Genomic DNA, 19,570 nt, shown 5'->3' on the forward strand with positions numbered 1-19,570 from the left:
ATAGACATCTGGTGAAAAAGAATGTAGAGACACGCTGTTTGAAGCGTCTCTACAAGGATTTTGGGTAACGCATAATTAAATTCGGTCGATGTCTAATAGTTACAAAAAACAATAGAAATATTTTTTAAATGATTATCAGACCCTTAGTTTCAGTAATTATTCCATGCTATAATGCAGCATCTTTTTTAACAGAAACCTTAGAGAGTGTATTTGAGCAAACATTAAAGGATCTTGAAATTATTGTTATTGATGATGGTTCAACAGACAATACAGCGACTTTAATTCGCTCTTTTGGCTCAAGAGTGAAAGCTGAATTTACCTCTAATCAAGGAGCAAGCGCTGCACGTAATCGAGGTACAGAGCTTGCTCAAGGTAGATTTATTCAATATTTAGATGCAGATGATTTATTGCGGGTAGATGCATTAGAAAAACGGGTAAATGCTCTTATTAATAACGATGCAGATGTTGCATACTCAGACTGGCAACGACTAGAAGAAGGGGAAGATGGCAAATATCATCCAGGGGAAGTGGTAGCTAGGCGAATTGAAGATATTCATGCTGACCCCCAGATAGCATTATTTACAGATTTCTGGGCACCACCTGCTGCCTTACTTTACCATCGTCGTGTTGTAGAGAAAATTGGCTGTTGGAATGAATCTTTACCTATCATTCAAGATGCTCGCTTTCTCTTAGATGCAGCTTTGGTGGGGGGAAATTTTATTTATGTGCCTGGCGTACAAGCAGATTACCGCGTCCATAAAAAAGATAGTTTGTCTCGCCGCAACCCTGCTAAATTCGTTTTAGATTGTTTCAATAATGCTTGCCAAGTAGAGGATTTCTGGAAAGTTAATGGCAGTATAACTCCAGAACGCCGGAGTGCGTTAGAGAAGACTTACGGACAGGTAGCCAGATTTTACTTTGAACACGATCGCTTAAAGTTTAAAGAAGTGCTTGCCAAAATTCATGATCTGAATCCTAACTATCTTCCTTCTAGTCCGAGAACTTTGAGACAAATATCTCAATGGTTCGGATATGAGCAAGCTGAGGCGATCGCTCTCAACTATCGTCGGATCAAAAAGATGATTCACAGCTTGACTCCCAAATTTCCTATCACTTCTACCTAACGTGAAAATAATTCAAGTCCCTTTCTGCTTCTATCCCGATCCCGTTGGCGGAACAGAAGTGTACGTTGAGGCTTTGTCACGCTACTTGCAGCAACAAAGTGTTGAAGTTATAGTTGCAGCGCCGGGAGAAGCTAATCAGTCCTACCTACATCATCAGCTACCAGTACGGCGATATGGAATGTCGAAGCAACTCAAAAATCTACGAGAAAATTATGGAGAAGGGGATATACATGCAGCCATAGAGTTCAGCCGTCTTCTGGATGCTGAACAACCAGATATAGTACATCTCCATGCTTTGACATCAGGTGTTTCTCTGCGAATAGTACAAGCTGCAAAACAACGAAAAATTCCTGTTGTGTTTACATACCATACCCCAACCGTTACTTGTCAAAGAGGAACTTTAATGCGCTGGGGAACACAAGTCTGTGATGGTCAGATAGATTTACATGCTTGCACTCAGTGTACACTGCAAGGTTTGGGACTAGATAAAAACATTGCGAAAGCGATCGCTAGTTTGCCAACCCAGGTAGGAAAGTGGCTAGGCGATTTGAATTTACAAGGGCGTACTTGGACAGCCTTAAGAATGACAGAATTAGTTAGTCTGCGCCATAGTACTTTACGCACCCTATTAGCGGAAGTTAATCACATTGTCGCAGTCTGCAACTGGGTCAGAGATGTTTTGTTACTCAACCACGTTCCTCAGGACAAAATTACTGTTATTCGCCAAGGTCTTTGTCACAACTTACCAGAAACGATTAACTCTCAGCCAAGATATGCTAAATCAGCTTTAAAAATTGCTTTTTTGGGTAGGCTCGATCCCACTAAAGGAATTCATATTCTGATCAAAGCCTTACAAGTATTCCCTAACTTGCCAATTAATTTAGATATCTATGGTGTTTCCCAAGGTGCAAGCAGTAGTGCTTATCAACAACAACTGCAAACTATAACAGCAAATGACCCACGCATCAGTTTCAAACCCCCAGTTGCACCTGAAAATGTGATATCTACCCTGACAGATTATGACTTGTTAGCTGTTCCTTCTCAGTGGTTAGAGACTGGGCCAATGGTAGTGCTAGAAGCCTTTGCTGCTGGGGTTCCCGTGATTGGTTCTAATTTAGGTGGCATTGCTGAACTAGTTCAGCACGAAGTCAACGGCATTTTAGTAGAACCTGCGTCTGTAGTTGCCTGGAGTCAACAACTACAAAGATTATGCCAAGATAGGCAACTACTGATGCGGCTTGGTGCTGGTATTAAGTCTCCCCAAACAATGGAGGCAGTGGCAACTCAGATGTTATCGATTTATCAGCTCTATGCAAGCGGCGACTTACTTTCCAAACCCATTTAATTACTAACAAGAATATTTTATGATCCACCTTTCTGAAAACAAAAGCAATATGTTATCTACAAATACTCAGAATATAAAGATGTACACTATGCTGCTAAAAATTAGACCTACCCAACTAGGTGTATTCGCCAACTATAAATTTTTGAGATTTTAACCTTAACTGATGCTAAGTGTAGCTTACTTTGTCTCTCATCCAATTCAGTATCAGGCTCCTTTATTGCGGCTTGTTGCTGCCGATCCAGAAATCGATTTGAAAGTTTTTTTCTACAGTGATTTTTCTTTAAAGGCTTATCAAGATGAAGGATTTGGGCGATTAATTGCATGGGATGTGCCATTAACTGAGGGTTATGATTACTATTTTTTAAATTGCTGGGGTAGCAAGCAGTGGCAAAGTTGGTTACAACAACCGATCGCAACAGACATTCTCAAACAGTTAGAACAAGGAAAATTTGATGTTGTTTGGGTGCATGGTTGGTCTTGGCTATGTAGTATACAAGCGGTGCTGGCAGCAAATAAATTGGGTATTCCTGTTTTGCTGCGGGGAGAATCTAATGGTATCAGTGAACCGACTAATCCTCTGAAAAAAATAGCAAAAAGAGTTTTTCTTAACTGGCTTTTTGAGAAAATAGCTGGATTTCTTTACATCGGGACTCTCAACTATCAGTTTTACAGAAACTATGGAGTTGAAGAAAAGCGTCTATTTCGAGTTCCTTATGCGGTTGATAATGAATATTTCCAAAAGCAAGTTATGCTAGGACTTCCTCATCGTCAGGAACTACGAAAATCGCTGAATTTAGATCCAGCCAGACCAATTATTCTCTATGCTGCCAAACTGATTGATGTCAAGCGTCCCCAGGATTTGTTAGCAGCTTATCGATTACTCTCGGCTGACGGTGTGCAGGAACCAGAACCTTACCTATTGTTTGTGGGAGATGGGATTCTGCGTCCAACTCTGGAAGCTGAAGCGAAGGAAACAGGTTGGCAGTCGATTCGCTTTTTAGGTTTTCAGAATCAGTCCCAAATGCCTGCTATGTATGATTTGTGTGATGTGTTTGTCTTACCCTCTGGTTTTGAGCCTTGGGGATTGGCAATTAATGAAGTTATGAATGCAGGTAAAGCTGTGGTTGTCAGTGATCAAGTAGGCTGTGCATCTGACTTGGTGAAGGACGGACAAAATGGCCAAATTTATCCTGTAGGTGATATCACGGCTTTAGCTGAGGCAATTCGTTGGGCGATCGCTAACAGTATTTCCGCAGGAGAGATCAGCCTCAAAAAAATTCAAAACTGGAGCTATCAGCAAGATTTGCAGGGACTCAAACAAGCCTTAAATTACTTACAGGTGAGAGTAGGTTAAATGAAAAAAGTTTTGATTGTAGGAGAAACCGCAGAAATAGGTCGTACCGAGGAAGTTTACGGACGAGGATTTTCTCAGTTTGGCTGTGATGTAGAATATTTTGCCTGGAGCAAAGCTGCACCCAGTTTAGCTTCTGGTTCGTTGTGGGACAAAATAGCATGGCGAGTGGCATGGCAAACACTAGCAAAGTCAGCAAATGCCAAATTATTGGCAACAGTAAATAATTTTCAGCCTGATTTGACTTTTGTTGCTTCTCCTCGCTTAGTTCATCCTGATACTATTTTGGCATTCCAGCAATATGGTCTAGCTGTCGTTTTTTATACCGATAATCCTGTAGATACCCATCATACCCACACTAATTCTTGGGTACAACGAGGATTTCCCTTGTGGGATGCTGCTTTTATTTGGAGTCAAAAATTAGTTGAACGGCTCAAAGAAAATGGTGTGAAAAGAGCTTTGTTTCACCCTTTTTGTAGTGATGTTGAATATCACTTTCCCAAACGCCAGGCTCACCCAATATATGATGTAGCATTTATCGGTAACTGGGATGGTAGCCGCAAGCGAGAGCAGTATTTAAAAGCGATCGCAGACTATCGCTTAGGACTTTGGGGATCAAACTACTGGAATACTCACTGTCAGGAGCCTGTTTTAAAGGGTTTGTGTCAAGGAATGTGTAGCTATGAACAAATCCCTGATATTTTAGGCTCTGCCAAAATGGGTCTTAATATTTTACGTCCCCAGAATGAACAAGGACACAATATTAGAACCTATGAAATTCCTGCTACAGGAACACTAATGCTGAGTGAGCGTAGTCAAGAGTTATTGAGTTTATTTACAGAAGATCAAGAAGCTGTATATTTTTCGAGTCCGGATGAGTTAAGACAAAAAGTAGAGTATCTTTTACAAAATCCTAATTTAATTAAAGCTGTTGCAGAGGCTGGTTATCAGAAAGCACTAGTCAACACAATTAATGATAGAGTGACAGAAATTGCTAATCTTTATCAAACATTGAGATCGTCTCAGGGTAGTGATATGAAGTTACTACACCCAAAGGAGGCATAAGATACTAATGAAAGTCTGTGTGTCTGTTTGGGGACGTTTTCATGCATTTAACTTAGCCCAACAATTGCAAAAAAGAGGTTATTTACAAAAGTTAATTTCTACTTATCCAGCTTTTGCAATTACTAAGTATGGGATTGATCAGAAATTAATTCACTCTCTATGGCAATTGGAAGCTCTATCTCGTGGTTGGTATAAATTACCAAGATGGATGAGGGGCGATCGCAATTTGCAGCTATGGTTTTTAGAACAATTTGACCGCTCAGTCACAAATTATTTATCACCAGAGTTTGATTTGTTTGTTGGTTGGTCAGGATCTAATTACTGGTCTGTACATCGGGCGAAAGAACTCGGCGCTAAAACAATAATTGAGCGCGGTAGCAGCCATATGCATTACCAAACAGAAATTCTCACAGAAGAATATGAAAAATGGGGATTAAGTTTCACTGAAACACATCCTGGAATCTACGAAAGAGAAATACAAGCTTATGATGAGGCTGACAGAATAGCTATTGCGAGTCTATTTGTAAAGCGTACTTTTTTAGCACAGGGAATACCAGAAAGTAAGCTTATTCTTGTCCCTTATGGAACTTCTTTAGCAGAATTTTATCCAGTTGCAAAACAAGATAATATATTTCGAGTGATTCATTGCGGCTCTTTATCATTGCGTAAAGGTGTCCAATATTTATTGCAAGCTTTTTGGGAATTAAACTTACCTAACGCCGAATTATGGCTTGTAGGTTCAATCACTCCCGAAATCAAGCCTTTTATAGCAAAATATCAGAGCGATCGCATTCTTATTAAAGGGACACATCCTCAACAAAAATTGCGTTGGTTTTACTCTCAATGCTCAGTATTTTCTTTAGCTTCCATTGAAGATGGTTTTGGAATGGTAATTCCTCAAGCAATGGCCTGTGGACTACCTGTAATTCATACAACTAATACGGGTGGTGAGGATATTGTGCGCAATGGAATTGATGGTTTTTCTATTCCTATTCGAGATATAGAAGCTTTGAAAGCAAAAATTCTTTTCTTTTATGAAAATCCAGATAAACGAGACGAAATGGGGAAAAATGCTTTAGCACAAGCACGTCAGTCTCTAACTTGGAATGACTACGGTGAAAAAATAACTGATGCTTATTTACAAATTTGTTAGTCAGTATATTTTTACTACTCCATAATTTTAATTCCAATATATTAAAAAATAGAGCAATGGCACATAAAACCATCGGGATGCTTATATATGCAAATCCTGACCATTATCCTCCAACAATAAACGCCGTTCACTTATTATCAGAACATTTTGATGTAGTTTTGATTGGTCGTAATCAAGATCCTGCTATTTGGAAATACCCTTCCAATGTGAAAGTGCATCGTTTAGGAAAATATACATCAGTCAGAGAACGAGAAAAACAATCGCTTGAAGCTAAGCTGTGGGAATATATTAACTTTGTAGCACAAGCTCAGAAGCTGTTAAAAGAGGTATCTTTGATTTATGCCTACGATTATTTCGCCTATACAATTGCTTATTTATGCTTGCTATTGCAATCTAAAAGTATTCCACTAATCTACCATAATCATGATCTCAATGAAAAATTATTTCCCCTATCTTCTCTATCAGGATGGGTTCAAAGAGGTGAACGCAAGTGGGTACATAAGGCTAATTTTGTGATTTTTCCGTCTCAAGAAAGAGCTTTATTTTTTAAAAAGTTGACAAATTTTTTGGGAAAAACAATGGTAGTACCTAATTTCCCCAGAAAATCATATTTTCAAGAACACCCAAATTTTCCAAATCTCCTATTAGAGCGTTTTCACAATCCTCAAATTTTACTACAAGGAACTGTTTCGGTTAAAAACTCCCTTTTGGAACTCATCGAATCCTTAGATTTTTTAAATCAGTCAATAGAGATCAAATTGATTGGGTATATTCAAGAAGCAGACAAGCTAGTCATCAGAAATTTTAGTATTACCAAAAATGTTGCTGAGCGTGTTAAATATTTTCCACCAGTACCTTATAATGATTTGCCTCCACATACTTGGAAAGCATCTTTAGGTGTTTGTTTATATAAAAAGACTGGTATAAACCACCAAACTATGGGAACAGCATCAAATAAAATATATGAGTATGCTGCCTGTGGTCTACCTGTGATTGTAAGTGATCAACCAAACTACCGAGAACACCTTGCTAATGAGAGTTGGGTACGTTTTGCCGATCCTGATAACCCTAAATCTATCGCCTCTGCTGTTGAGGATATCATGAGTGACTTTAATAAATACCAAGCTATGTGCTTAGCAGCTAGGCAAGCTTTTGAAGAAAAATATAATTACGAGTCTGCCTTTTATCCTTTGTTCAAAACAATTCAAGAATTAGTTTGTGGTAGTGAAGTAAAAAATAAGTAGTGAAAACCTAGACGTAAATTTTCCTAAATCAACAAAGGTTTATTTTGAAAATATGTATATGGATACTCAATCTCATCCAAAAATATCAATATTATTACCTGTATTCAATGGTCAACGGTATATACGTGAATGTATAAATTCAATTTTAAATCAAAGTTTTACTAACTTTGAATTGCTCATTAGTAATGATTGTTCAACTGACGATTCACACAATATAATTCAAGAGTTTTCCGACCCAAGAATCATATATTTATCGAATCAAAAAAATCAAGGGCTGTTTAAAAATTTGAATCTAATTTTAAAATTAGCTAATGCCCCAATAATACGTTTTATTTGTCAAGATGACATTCTCTTTAGTGATTGTTTAGAAAACGAGATACTTTTTTTTGAGAACCATCCAGAGATTGATATTTCATTTTGCAAAAGCCACATAATTGATCGAAACGGAATGACTCTTAGTCAGGGTGCTTTAAAAGATTTACCAGATGTAATTGATTCCCATCTAAGTATGCAGTTATTCTATTATTACGGCTGTATTCCTGGTAATCTTTCTACGGTTTGTATTAGAAGAAAATGTATTGATGAAGTTGGCTTATTTAACGAATCACTTTATGTTTCAGGTGATTATGAAATGTGGGTAAGAATTTGTCAAACAAAAAAACTGGGAGTTATTCACAAACATTTATTGAAAGTGCGCTCTCATGATAAACAATTAAGTCGTACCTCAGAATCCGGAGTGCGAGTTATTTCAGAGAACCGAGAAATACGTTCTAAAATTCTAACTATACTACCCAAAAATGTTCATTTTCAGGCAAAGTTTTATTGTCAAATGCGACAAAATGTACTTGATGTACATCATAGTATCTATTGTCTGAGGTATAAAAAGCTCAATAACTTCTTGCGTATCTTAAAAATAATGGGACTTGGAGATTTTTCTTGTGGTTTATTTTTCTGGTTAATCACCTTGAATAATCATTTATATAAGCCTCAACCAAAATTTGTTTAATATTTGATCAATGACATCAAGGCTTTTGTAAAATTATTTTTTGGAATGAATTATTATGGTACTTACTAAAGATATTGTTTACTCAAATCAAGGTAATCCATCTATTGTAAAACTATTAGATGAACATGATCTAAAGATTTTAGATATAGGTTGTGGGGCGGGAGATACAGGACAACTTATTCGTTCTGTCTATCCTTCAGTTCACATAACCGGAATTACTAGTTCGATTATGGAATCTAAACTAGCAAAACAAAAATTAGATTGTTGTGCTTGCTTAGATATAGAACGAGATGAAATACCTGCGTTTTTAAAACAGGAGTTTGATGTTTTAATTTTTTCCCATGTCTTGGAGCATTTAGTAGAACCAGTAGCAGCAATTCAGAAATTACTACCCTATTTAAAGATAGGGGGAAAAGTCATTATTGCCTTACCAAATATATCTAACTGGCGGGTTCGTTGGAAGTTAGCCTTAGGTAGGTTTGAGTATACAGAAGGTGGTATCATGGATAAAACCCACCTTCATTTTTATACTTTCTATACAGCTCCTAAATATTTAATACAACCAATATCCGAAATAGAATTAACACACCATTCAGTTAATGGTAGTATCCCTCTTGGTTTTTTGCGCCATCATTTACTTCATCCCAGTCTTCGCACTAAATTAGATGAAATTGGTTGCAAATGGCTGCCTAATCTATGTGGTAGTGAAATTTTAATGGTAGCTTATCGCAAGGGATAGACTTTTAGCTATGACTAAGGTACTTTTCATTTCTCCTTATGGAGAAGATTATTTAGCAGATGGACTTCTACATGGACTAAGAAGTCTCTTAAAGGAAAACGTAGTTGATTTTCCCAAATGCGCTCATCTGTATAAAAATTATGTTCAGGAATCTAAAGTTAAACTATACGGCAATGGATTTACTCTCTATGGATTGCTAGAAGATATTCCTGTGGATAGAACTGAAATTGATTTTAAGATCCGTAACGGATTTTTTGATCTGATTATTTTTCCGGCAATCTTTAAAAATTTTGGTTTATTTATAGAATTTCTACCTTACTTAAATTTTAGAAATACTGCAATTATAGATGGGGATGATACACCTCAGCCCTATGGTTATGCTGGAAAGTGGTGGCGAGAACCTAAGTGGTGGTTTTTACCCAAAGCACATCAACAATTTCTTTATTTTAAACGAGAATGGACTTTAGAGACAATTCGTCATTTTTGGTTTAAATTGCCTCCTGTTTTTATCTGTAAATATTTACCAACTCCCCGTAATTTCCGAACAATTTCTTTTTCAATTCCAGAAGAAAAAATAGTTAAAAATTTGCCTCAAAAAACAAAGCTATTTCCTAAGCATATTGTTGATGTAGAAATAGCTAAGAGAATCCCAGGAAGCACTACTAGTTATGCTTTTGAATCAGAAGCAGAATACTATTCCGACTTGCAAACTTCCAAATTTGGGATTACAACTAAAAGGTCAGGATGGGACTGTTTACGTCACTACGAAATAGCAGCTAATGGCTGTGTACCCTGTTTTCGCAATTTAGATGACAAACCTAAAACTTGCGCTCCTCATGGATTAAATAGAAATAATTCTATTATTTATCAAAACTACGATGACCTCATGCGTCAAATAGATAATATAAGTGAAGAAGAATATTCTAGACTTAGATTAGCTGCTTTAGCTTGGGTAAGGGAAAATACTACTATACAGAGAGCAAAAAATCTACTGCAAATTTTCAAATTAGATGTGTAATTGATAGTAGTTTTTGACTATCACTATTTATTTAAAAATACGTAATCAAGGTAATTTGGACTATGGGTGTAAATAAAAATTATCAATGATAAAATAGTAATTAGTAAGAATTTTTATGTCTGACTATCAACCAGTTAAGTATTTCAATACTAAATTGAAAAATATTTATTTTGGCATAAAAGAAAGTATTTTTTTTGCTACTATTCTTAATTGGTCAGCTATCAGTTTATTATTTTCTAATTTTTTACTTTCATTCAAATCTAAAAATATAAGTCACATATGGGGTTTATTTTTTTTAATAACTAGTGGCTTATTTTTAGCTTTGTCAGCAGTTATTTACAACTCTTTGGAATTTAGATTTTTACTAGCTACATCTATAGTACTTTTTATAACATGTTATGACTGCTATCGAAATCAATTTTATGATAATTTATTAATTCATATAACTAATTCAGGCTATATCGGGTTAGCATTTTACTTTGTACTCATGAAGTATAACCCTGAGGAGTTTCCAAATATATGGAAGGATGTAATTCCATCTGCTCCCCAGACATTTGACATACTTATTCTGTGTCTTGTATTTCAAAATGTCGGTTACTATATCGTCTGGAATTTGTTCTTTGCCAACTTAAATTTTGACAAATGGTCAGTTTCTTCAAAAAACTTAATAAATTTGAGTTTTATACAAAATTCTTATCATCAAAACATTCTATTCATAGCTTTATGTGTCTTAGGTTCAATTACTCGACTATGGAATTTTAGTCAAGGTAGTATATACTACACCCAAGGCTCAGCTATACCTTCTTCTGTGGGTAGTTTATTGGCTCAGTTTGATCGCCTCTACGTTGTTGCTTGGCTTTATGGATATACATTTTTGCTCCAGACAGGGCTGAAGAAAAATGCAGTTTCTTACTTGACATCAATTCTAATTATTGTTGAATTAATCTATCAATTATTTAGTGGTTCCAAAGGTAGGTTTTTCAGTTTTGTTATTAAACCAGTTGCTACCATTTTTATATTTAGACGTCTTAGAGTTTCTTGGATAGCTGTTATTATTTTATTGGCTTTAGGTATTTTTTCTTGGTTGTTACTTTATCCCACTCTTGTTATTTATAGAGATTTATTAAAAACTTCTACGTCTCTTAATTCTCTGGAATTGTTAACTCAATCATTTCAAATTCTCAAAAATTATTCGTGGGATAAATATATTGAAACTATTTTAATTCCTCTAAATGAATCAGGAATTACAGAACAAGTGATTGCAATGACTTCAATTGTTCACTACCAAGTTTCTCAAGAAAGTAGTTGGTTTTGGCAACGTCTATTTTTGTTCTGGGTACCGCGATTTTTATGGTCTGATAAGCCTGAAAGTCTTGATATAAATCTCATTGGTCGTCTGACTCATCGAATTGGTTCTGAAGATTTTCAGACTTCTGTGTTAATTACTGCCCCCGGTGAAATTTTTCTGTATTATGGGTTTTGGGGTTGTGCTTTGATGATTATACCGGGTTTATTATTTCGTTGGTTAAACGATGCCATATCTCCTTTTAAGGTTTATACTTTTTTTAGATTAGCTGTGATGGTTGCCTATTTACCTTTGATACAAGATTCTGTAGGCGGTACATTTGAAGCTGGTTTAACAGGAATAGTAATGCAGATTGGAGTTCTTTACCTAATACTATTACTTGTCAAAATCACGTTGCAAAAAAATTGGGTATAAACCTGTAAAACTAATAATCTCAAACGAGATATATAATTACTGCTTTAGCAAGCTGTTTTGTTTTTATTAAAATTACAATCAAGATAATTTTCAAATATGTTTTTAAAAAAATACAAATCTTTAGAGTACAAGCATTTACATCTATGGGTTCCTAATTTGTTTGAGTGTAAGGGTGGTATTCAAGTTTATCTACAAAATTTTCTACAAGTAGTAACAGATGAATTTCCTAGTCTAGATATTGTCGTTTTCGATAAACTTGATAGGGCTAAACCCAAAGAAATTTACACATCAGAAAATATATTCTTTTTCTTTAGTGGTTCAGTTCCGGGCTTGTGGCAAACACTACACTTTGCTGTAAATGTAATTATTGCCTCTTTGATAAATCGTCCCACATTAATTTTATGTGGTCATATGAATTTTGCTCCTGTAGCTTTTTGGATTCACCGCTTTCTAGGTATTCCCTACTGGATACTTGTATATGGTATAGATGCGTGGAAAATTAAAGATCCACTCAAAAAGAAAGCCTTGTATGCAGCAAAGAAAATAGTTTCGATTAGTGAGTACACGCGCGATCGCCTCATTCATGAGCAAAATCTAGATCCAGAAAAATTCTTGATTTTACCTGTCACCTTCGCTCCCAACTGCTTTCAAATTGCCCCTAAGCCCAAATACTTACTCGAAAGGTACGGATTAAAACCTGAGCAGTCTGTTATTTTAACTGTTGCTCGATTATCGGCTACAGAGCAATATAAAGGATATGACACAATTATTGCAGCACTTCCAGAAATTAAAAAAGTTATACAAAATGTTCATTATGTGCTGGTAGGTAAAGGCGATGATCTTCCCCGCATTGAAGAATTAATCGCGAAGTTAGAACTGCAAAACTGTGTGACTCTGACTGGTTTTGTTCCTGACGAAGAATTATGTGACCATTACAATCTTTGTGATGTCTTCGCTATGCCTAGTAAACAAGAAGGGTTTGGTATTGTTTATTTGGAAGCACTTGCTTGTGGTAAGGCAACTTTAGCAGGTAATCAAGATGGTGCTACTGATGCTCTATGTCGGGGAGAACTAGGAGTATTAATAAATCCAGAGGATACACAAGCGATCGCTCAAGCTCTGATTCAAATCTTACAACGCACTTATCCCAATCCTCTCCTCTATCAACCAGAGATCTTACGACAAAAAGTGATTGAGCGATTTGGCTTTCAATCCTTTCAAAAAACCCTTGGTAATTACCTAGAAAAATACTTAGGTTTAATCTAAATGTGCGGCATAGCAGGTATCATTACAACACACTACCACCAACAGCATCTGCAAGAATTAATCCAGCAGATGCAAAAGTCTCTATACCATCGTGGCCCTGATGATCAGGGAATTTACATAGCTAGTGAACATCAAGCAGCACTTGCCCATACCCGTCTGTCGATCTTGGATTTGACTCCAGCAGGACATCAACCCATGTCCACACCTGATGGACGTTATTGGATTGTTTTCAACGGAGAAATATATAATTTTCTGGAATTGCGATCGCAACTCGCATCTCAAGGAGAACAATTTTGTTCGCGCACTGATACCGAAGTCATCCTCAAGCTGTATCAACGCATGGGTGCAGACTGCGTTCAACAGTTGCGGGGAATGTTTGCTTTCGCTATTTGGGATAATCAAGAAAAAACCTGCTTTATTGCCCGCGATCCTTTAGGAATTAAACCACTGTATTATTGGCAATCTGGTAATACTTTAGTATTTGCTTCAGAAATTCGAGCAATATTAGCTTCCGGATTACCCAATATTTGCTTAAATCCCAAAGGCTTATATGGCTATTTTATTAGCGGCACAGTACCAGAACCATACACTTTAATTGACGGAATTCATTGTTTAGAAGCTGGTCATTGGTTGCATTGGCAAACTGGTAGACTTACCCAAAAACAATACTGGCAAATTGACTTTACTCCCGATCATACAATTTCTCTGCCAGAAGCCACAGAAAAAGTGCGTGATGCTCTCATTGATTCTATTAAACATCACTTTATCAGTGATGTGCCAGTAGGGATATTTCTCAGTGGTGGAATTGACTCAACCTCTGTTATTGCCTTAGCACGTCAAACTCAAAAAGGTAAATTACGCACCTACTCTATTGCCTTTGAAGAAAATGAGTGGAATGAGGGAGATATTGCCCGACAAATAGCTCGAACATTTGAGACAGAACATACAGAATATCAAATTACATCCACTATAGGGAGAGAATTATTTCCTCAATTTTTACAAAGAATTGATCAACCCAGCATAGACGGTTTCAATACTTTTTGTGTATCCCAAATTGCTCACCAAGACGGGACTAAAGTAGTGTTGTCAGGATTAGGGGGAGATGAGCTATTTGGTGGCTATAAAACTTTCCAAAAAGTGCCGCAAATGGTGCGTTGGGGACAACCACTAAAAACTATTAAACCGATCAGCACCACTTTCGGAAAAGGATTAGCGACTTGGGGTCAATCACCACAACTAAAGCGACTAGGAGATTTTTTACAACAAAACCCAACAGCAGCAACAGCTTATCGCAGTTTTAGAGGTATTTTCTCTCATCAAGAAGCTTGGGCAATTACCCAATATCACCTCAAAGATTTTGGGCTTACATCCATTGAGGATGAAGTTTTTGTTCCCAAAATTAGCAAAAACAGTAATTTTTCTTCTTTAGAAGATCAAGTCAGTTTACTAGAGCTAAGCTGCTACATGCGAAATCAATTATTACGTGATAGCGATGTTATGAGCATGGCTTGGGGACTAGAATTACGAGTACCATTAGTTGATAAAATTTTATTAGAAACAATATCTTCAATTCCTAGTAACTTACGCTTGCAACCTGGGAAAAAATTATTAGTTCAAGCAATTCCGGAAATACCCAATTGGGTTGTGAATCGTCCCAAACGAGGTTTCTTTTTTCCTTTTCAACAGTGGATAGAAAGTGATTGGCATGATTATTTTCCATCACCGAAACTAGATAAAAATATTGATATTAGACTATGGTATCGTCGTTGGAGCTTGGCAATTTTCCAGTTTTGGCTAAAGCAAATTTATGCATAAAATCTGCAATTTTTTAGGATGAAAATATCTCAAAAAAGAGGTTTTTCAAGGGGTTTGATTTATAGGTGCTAGTCCAGTATGAAGATTCTTCATGTCATTCCTTCAGTGGGTTCTGTGCGAGGTGGACCCAGCCAAGCAGTAATAGAGACTGTTAAAGCACTGCAAAATTTCGGTGTTGAGGCTGAAATTGTTACAACCAATGATAACGGCAATGATTTGTTAGATGTACCTCTACGCCAGTGTATAGAGTACAAGCAAGTACCAGTTCGATTTTTTCCGCGCTTTTCGCCTGGACTGCACTCAATACGAGAATTTGCTTTTTCTGGGCAGTTAACAGCATGGTTATGGCAAAATGCTTCTAACTATGACTTGCTACACGTCCATGCAATTTTTTCCTATGCTTCTACAGCAGCAATGGCGATCGCTCGTTTAAAAGGTGTTCCATACATTGTCCGTCCCCTCGGACAACTTTGTGAATGGTCACTCCAGCAAAGCGCTCGTAAAAAAAAGATTTATCTCGATTTAATCGAACGCAGTAACCTCAACCACAGTCAAGCTCTTCACCTCACCTCTGAACAAGAACAACAAGAAGTTTCCCGTTTAGGTTTAGGATTGCACAGCTTTGTCTTACCCCATGGACTCTCTGTTCCTTTAGCGATTTCTAATGCTCATTCTCGCCTGCGAGAACATCTCAAAGTTCCCGCAGATGAACCTGTGATTTTATTCATGTCCCGTTTACACCCTAAAAAAGGCTTAGATTATCTAATTCCCGCTTTGGCTAAACTTACTCATCATCGTTTTACTTTCGTGATCGCAGGTAGTGGTTCAAAAGAGTATGAAGCAGAAATAAAATCTCTTGTTACCTCTAGTGGGATTGGCGATCGCGTCTATTTTGCTGGATTTCTAGAAGGAGAAAGCAAAAATCTATTTATACAAGGTTCGGATCTGTTTGCACTCACTTCTCACTCAGAAAACTTTGCTGTGGTAGTTTTAGAAGCTTTAGCCGCAGGTGTTCCTGTTGTTGTGACTCCTGGGGTTGCTTTGGCTAGTGTAGTTCAACAACACCAACTTGGTTATGTTACCCAACTAGATGTATCTGCGATCGCATCTACTGTGGAACAGTATCTTAACAATCCTCAACAAGCTAAAAATATGGGTAAGTCCGCACAAAAACTTATTTACGACCATTACACCTGGGATCAAATCGCAGCCAAAATGATTCATATCTACCAAGCTATCCTTTCAAATCATCAAGGATTAAGCTATGTTTAACTTGGATTTTATCAATGTTAGTAGCAATCAAATAGTTAATGACCTCAAAACCAAGGGATATTTTGTTTTTGAACAAGCATTGACTCAACACTACGTTGATCAAATACTGCAAGAAGTTGATTTCAATCAAATTCTAGTTAATACCAATGATGTTGGGGTAGTGATCGCTCAAACTTACAAATTTCTCACTCACTGTTTAGCTAACTCCAAAAAAACATACGATCTCATTACCTCCAGGAGAGTTCTGGATATTTGTCAAGGATATTTTGATGATATTTATAAATTAACTAATCATCGAATTTATCAAACTAGTAAAACTTCCCATATGCCCTGGCATACTGATAATAATCTCCAAGTAGGTAAGCAACTTGTGGATAAGCATAATATGCCGGGTCTATTATTTCTATTTTATTTATCCGATGTTACCCAAAATGCTTTTCAATATGTAAAAAATTCCCATCAGTGGTCAACTCAATACAATCATGAAATTTATCTCAGCGATAATTTTATCGAGAGCAACTATAAAAATGACATACTGACCTTTCCCATGAAAAAAGGCACTTTTATAGTTTGTGATATTCATGGAGTACATAGAGCAGAACCTTTTAATGACCATAACTACACTAGAACTTCCCTGCTTTTCCAAGTTGATCAGGTTGGTAGTCAATATTTAGGACATGGTGAAAAAAATATAGTTAATACAGAGTACCTTGATAATTTGACCCCGGAAATAATGGATTTCTTAGGATTTGGTTTTAGAAGAGATTACCCAGCTTTCCCTTGTTCTTCAATTGCCACAATGACACCTAAAGATATCTTGGGGCTACAGCGTAAGTTGTTAGTTGAATCATTAGAAGCTCTCAATAAAAGTGTTATAAAAACTATTTTGCCTGCTGAAGCAATAATTAACGCTAAGCGACTTTTATGGTATATCAAATCAAAATTTTCAAAAATAATAAATATTGATAGCAATAAATGAAAGTTTTGTTAGTAGGTAATTACAAACTAGATGCTATTGAAAGCATGGATCGATTTGCTTCCATGCTAGAAACTTATTTAAGCAAATGTAATATTCAGGTGCGTGTCATTCGTCCCCGATTATACTTTGGCAAGATAATCTTATATTCAAACTTGTTAAAAAAATGGCTTGGTTATATTGATAAATTGATTTTATTTCCGTTCCAGTTACAGAAAGCAGCATCTTGGGCAGATATAGTTCATATATGCGATCATGGTAATGCCATTTACACAAAATATTTGCAGAAAATACCTCACTTAGTGACTTGCCATGATTTGTTTGCTATTCGTGCTGGCTTGGGAGAATTTCCTGAACACAAAACTGGATGGACTGGTAAAAAATTACAACAGATGATGCTCAAAGGACTTAATCAAGCCCAAATGGTTGTTTGCGTTTCAGAACAGACTAAAAATGATTTATTACGCCTAAGTTCTCTTTCTGAAAATAGGATATCTGTGATTTCAATGGGCTTAAACTATCCCTATGCACCAATGCAAACCACAGAAGCTAAGGAAATTTTGGCTAGTTTGGGAATTCCTGCCAACAGTAATTTCATTTTACATGTAGGAGCAAATCATTGGTATAAAAATAGAATCGGTGTTTTATCGATTTTTTATGAACTGATGCTGAGACTACAACAAACAAACTTTTATCTTGTCATGGTAGGTAAGCCATTTACTGATGAAATGCATCAGTTGATCAAAAAATATAATATGACAGAAAAAGTTATAGAGCTTGTCGCAGTTGATAATGAACATTTACAAGCTCTTTATTCATCTGCAACAGCCTTACTATTTCCTTCGCTCCACGAGGGCTTTGGTTGGCCTATTATCGAAGCACAAGCATGTGGTTGCGCTGTGTTTACATCAAACCGTCCTCCAATGAATATAGTGGGAGGAGAAGCAGCTATATATATAGACCCTAAAAATCCTCAAGCAGCAGCAGAAAAAATAATTTATTATCTTCCCAACTTAGAAAATTTTAAGACAAAAAGTCTCATAAATTCTCAGAAATTTAGAACTGAAAAAATGATTTCAGAATATATTGATATATATCAAAAAATATTAATCAACAAACAATAATGTTTTTATTAAAAAAATAACTCTGAAAAAATAAAGTCAAAATTGTCTAAATTTATTTTACTTCCATTAAATAAATTAATTACAGCTAAATATCGAGAAATATTTCATCAAAAAATGATATAAAACTCTATTATGAAACACTGAAATATTTCGGATATAAATTAATATGAGAGTTCTCCACGTCATTCCATCTATTATAAAGGTGCGTGGTGGTACTAGCCAAGTTGTTATTGATATGGTCAAGGCATTACGAAAAAATAACGTTGATGCAGAAATTGCCACAACTAATGACAATGGTGATAGTTTATTGGATGTTCCTTTAAATCGGCGCGTAGAGTATGAACAAGTTCCGGTTTGGTTTTTTTCTCGTTATTCATCAAATTTAAAAGATATCAGAGAGTATTCTTTTTCTTGGCAGTTAACAGTCTGGCTTTGGAAAAATATTTCTCAATATGACCTTTTACATGTCCATAGCATCTTTTGTTATGCATCCACAATTGCAATGGCGATCGCCCGCCAAAAAAACATTCCCTATATTGTTATCCCCCATGGTTTACTATGCGAGTGGTCTTTACAACAAAAAACTCAAAGAAAACAAATTTATTTGAAACTAATAGAACAAGCAAACATAGAAAATAGCGACGCAATCCACTTTACCTCTCAAAAGGAACAGCAGGAATTTGAGAAGTTAGGACTTAATGTACCTAGTTTTGTCTTACCACTTGGTACTTCACTACCCAAGTTGATTCCTCATGCTCATTCTCACCTGTGTGAATACCTGAAAGTTCCTGTTAATGAACCTGTGATTTTATTTATGTCCCGTCTACACCCAAAAAAAGGGTTAGATTATCTAATTCCAGCCTTGGCTAAACTTATTCACCATCGTTTCACTTTTGTAATTGCAGGTAGTGGTTCCCAAAAATATGAAGCAGAAATAAAATCTCTTGTCATCTCCAATGGAATTCGCGATCGCACCTATTTTGCTGGATTTCTAGAAGGAGAAATTAAAAACCTGTTTATGCAGGGTTCGGATTTATTTGTATTGACATCCCACTCAGAAAACTTTGCTGTAGTGGTTTTGGAAGCATTAGCCGTGGGTATTCCTGTTGTTGTGACTCCTGGTATTGCTCTGGCTGATATTGTTGAACAACACCAACTTGGTTACGTAACACCACTTGATGTAGATGCGATCGCATCCACCTTGGAAAAATATCTTTGCAATCCTCAACAAGCCCAAGATATGGGTAATAGTGGTCGTCAACTTGTATCTGATCAATATACCTGGAAACAAATCACTTTGAAAATGCAACAGGTTTACGCTGATCTAGCCAAAAATTAAGGTCATTTTGCTC

At 36.3% G+C, this 19,570-nt stretch carries 16 protein-coding genes; all 16 read left to right on the forward strand.

The features are described 5' to 3' along the window. Positions 1-128: 128 nt before the first annotated feature. The 16 genes from UYK_RS0106455 (at position 129) to UYK_RS0106530 (ending at position 19,557) form a co-directional block, all read left to right on the forward strand. Positions 129-1,124, forward strand: coding sequence for a glycosyltransferase (locus tag UYK_RS0106455; protein WP_009458708.1), 996 nt, complete (start codon positions 129-131; stop codon positions 1,122-1,124). Between the two features lies 1 nt (position 1,125). Next, positions 1,126-2,469 (forward strand): glycosyltransferase, encoded by a 1,344-nt coding sequence (locus UYK_RS0106460; protein WP_016871119.1) that lies wholly within the window; start codon positions 1,126-1,128, stop codon positions 2,467-2,469. 163 nt (positions 2,470-2,632) lie between these two features. Beyond that, positions 2,633-3,823: a glycosyltransferase family 4 protein gene (locus UYK_RS0106465; protein WP_016871120.1), complete on the forward strand. Its 1,191-nt coding sequence runs from the start codon at positions 2,633-2,635 to the stop codon at positions 3,821-3,823. Then, positions 3,824-4,885 carry a CgeB family protein gene (locus UYK_RS0106470; protein WP_009458719.1) on the forward strand — a complete coding sequence of 354 codons (1,062 nt, stop codon included), beginning with the start codon at positions 3,824-3,826 and terminating at the stop codon, positions 4,883-4,885. Positions 4,886-4,892: 7 nt separating this feature from the next. Continuing rightward, entirely contained in the window at positions 4,893-6,038 is a 1,146-nt protein-coding gene (locus UYK_RS0106475) for a glycosyltransferase family 4 protein (RefSeq protein ID WP_009458731.1), read from the forward strand. Positions 6,039-6,094: 56 nt separating this feature from the next. Next, a complete protein-coding gene (locus tag UYK_RS0106480) occupies positions 6,095-7,282 on the forward strand; it encodes a glycosyltransferase (RefSeq protein ID WP_026086381.1) in 1,188 nt (395 codons plus the stop codon). 58 nt (positions 7,283-7,340) lie between these two features. Then, positions 7,341-8,288 (forward strand): glycosyltransferase, encoded by a 948-nt coding sequence (locus tag UYK_RS0106485; protein WP_016871122.1) that lies wholly within the window; start codon positions 7,341-7,343, stop codon positions 8,286-8,288. 55 nt (positions 8,289-8,343) lie between these two features. Continuing rightward, on the forward strand, positions 8,344-9,027 hold the full coding sequence (locus tag UYK_RS0106490) for a class I SAM-dependent methyltransferase (RefSeq protein ID WP_009458734.1): 684 nt from the start codon (positions 8,344-8,346) through the stop codon (positions 9,025-9,027). A 10-nt stretch (positions 9,028-9,037) separates the two neighbouring features. Next, positions 9,038-10,045, forward strand: a complete 1,008-nt coding sequence (locus tag UYK_RS0106495) for a glycosyltransferase (RefSeq protein WP_009458735.1) — start codon at positions 9,038-9,040, stop codon at positions 10,043-10,045. 115 nt (positions 10,046-10,160) lie between these two features. Then, complete coding sequence (locus UYK_RS0106500; protein WP_009458736.1) at positions 10,161-11,765, forward strand: hypothetical protein; 1,605 nt, start codon at positions 10,161-10,163, stop codon at positions 11,763-11,765. A 96-nt stretch (positions 11,766-11,861) separates the two neighbouring features. Beyond that, on the forward strand, positions 11,862-13,031 hold the full coding sequence (locus tag UYK_RS0106505) for a glycosyltransferase (RefSeq protein WP_016871123.1): 1,170 nt from the start codon (positions 11,862-11,864) through the stop codon (positions 13,029-13,031). Next, positions 13,032-14,846 carry an asparagine synthase (glutamine-hydrolyzing) gene (asnB, locus tag UYK_RS0106510; protein WP_016871124.1) on the forward strand — a complete coding sequence of 605 codons (1,815 nt, stop codon included), beginning with the start codon at positions 13,032-13,034 and terminating at the stop codon, positions 14,844-14,846. It abuts the gene before it with no gap. Between the two features lie 78 nt (positions 14,847-14,924). Beyond that, positions 14,925-16,118: a glycosyltransferase gene (locus UYK_RS0106515; protein ID WP_016871125.1), complete on the forward strand. Its 1,194-nt coding sequence runs from the start codon at positions 14,925-14,927 to the stop codon at positions 16,116-16,118. After that, the gene (locus UYK_RS0106520) at positions 16,111-17,097 is read left to right on the forward strand and encodes a phytanoyl-CoA dioxygenase family protein (protein ID WP_009458746.1); all 987 of its coding nucleotides are present in this window, start codon (positions 16,111-16,113) and stop codon (positions 17,095-17,097) included. Before UYK_RS0106515 ends, UYK_RS0106520 begins: the two co-directional genes overlap by 8 nt. Then, positions 17,094-18,218, forward strand: coding sequence for a glycosyltransferase family 4 protein (locus UYK_RS0106525; RefSeq protein ID WP_009458747.1), 1,125 nt, complete (start codon positions 17,094-17,096; stop codon positions 18,216-18,218). The genes UYK_RS0106520 and UYK_RS0106525 overlap by 4 nt, the downstream gene beginning before the upstream one ends. Positions 18,219-18,384: 166 nt before the next feature. After that, a complete protein-coding gene (locus tag UYK_RS0106530; RefSeq protein ID WP_009458753.1) occupies positions 18,385-19,557 on the forward strand; it encodes a glycosyltransferase in 1,173 nt (390 codons plus the stop codon). The last annotated feature ends 13 nt before the right edge of the window (positions 19,558-19,570 follow it).

This window comes from Fischerella thermalis PCC 7521 (assembly GCF_000317225.1).
Lineage (GTDB): Bacteria > Cyanobacteriota > Cyanobacteriia > Cyanobacteriales > Nostocaceae > Fischerella > Fischerella thermalis.

Bases quoted from the DNA above. Each gene is read 5' to 3' on its own strand.
- UYK_RS0106495 (WP_009458735.1), top strand. From the start codon at position 9,038: ATGACTAAGGTACTTTTCATTTCTCCTTATGGAGAAGATTATTTAGCA.
- UYK_RS0106525 (WP_009458747.1), top strand. From the start codon at position 17,094: ATGAAAGTTTTGTTAGTAGGTAATTACAAACTAGATGCTATTGAAAGC.
- UYK_RS0106500 (WP_009458736.1), top strand. From the start codon at position 10,161: ATGTCTGACTATCAACCAGTTAAGTATTTCAATACTAAATTGAAAAAT.
- UYK_RS0106480 (WP_026086381.1), top strand. From the start codon at position 6,095: ATGGCACATAAAACCATCGGGATGCTTATATATGCAAATCCTGACCAT.
- UYK_RS0106485 (WP_016871122.1), top strand. From the start codon at position 7,341: ATGGATACTCAATCTCATCCAAAAATATCAATATTATTACCTGTATTC.
- UYK_RS0106515 (WP_016871125.1), top strand. From the start codon at position 14,925: ATGAAGATTCTTCATGTCATTCCTTCAGTGGGTTCTGTGCGAGGTGGA.
- UYK_RS0106530 (WP_009458753.1), top strand. From the start codon at position 18,385: ATGAGAGTTCTCCACGTCATTCCATCTATTATAAAGGTGCGTGGTGGT.
- asnB (WP_016871124.1), top strand. From the start codon at position 13,032: ATGTGCGGCATAGCAGGTATCATTACAACACACTACCACCAACAGCAT.
- UYK_RS0106465 (WP_016871120.1), top strand. From the start codon at position 2,633: ATGCTAAGTGTAGCTTACTTTGTCTCTCATCCAATTCAGTATCAGGCT.
- UYK_RS0106490 (WP_009458734.1), top strand. From the start codon at position 8,344: ATGGTACTTACTAAAGATATTGTTTACTCAAATCAAGGTAATCCATCT.
- UYK_RS0106520 (WP_009458746.1), top strand. From the start codon at position 16,111: ATGTTTAACTTGGATTTTATCAATGTTAGTAGCAATCAAATAGTTAAT.
- UYK_RS0106475 (WP_009458731.1), top strand. From the start codon at position 4,893: ATGAAAGTCTGTGTGTCTGTTTGGGGACGTTTTCATGCATTTAACTTA.
- UYK_RS0106455 (WP_009458708.1), top strand. From the start codon at position 129: ATGATTATCAGACCCTTAGTTTCAGTAATTATTCCATGCTATAATGCA.
- UYK_RS0106505 (WP_016871123.1), top strand. From the start codon at position 11,862: ATGTTTTTAAAAAAATACAAATCTTTAGAGTACAAGCATTTACATCTA.
- UYK_RS0106470 (WP_009458719.1), top strand. From the start codon at position 3,824: ATGAAAAAAGTTTTGATTGTAGGAGAAACCGCAGAAATAGGTCGTACC.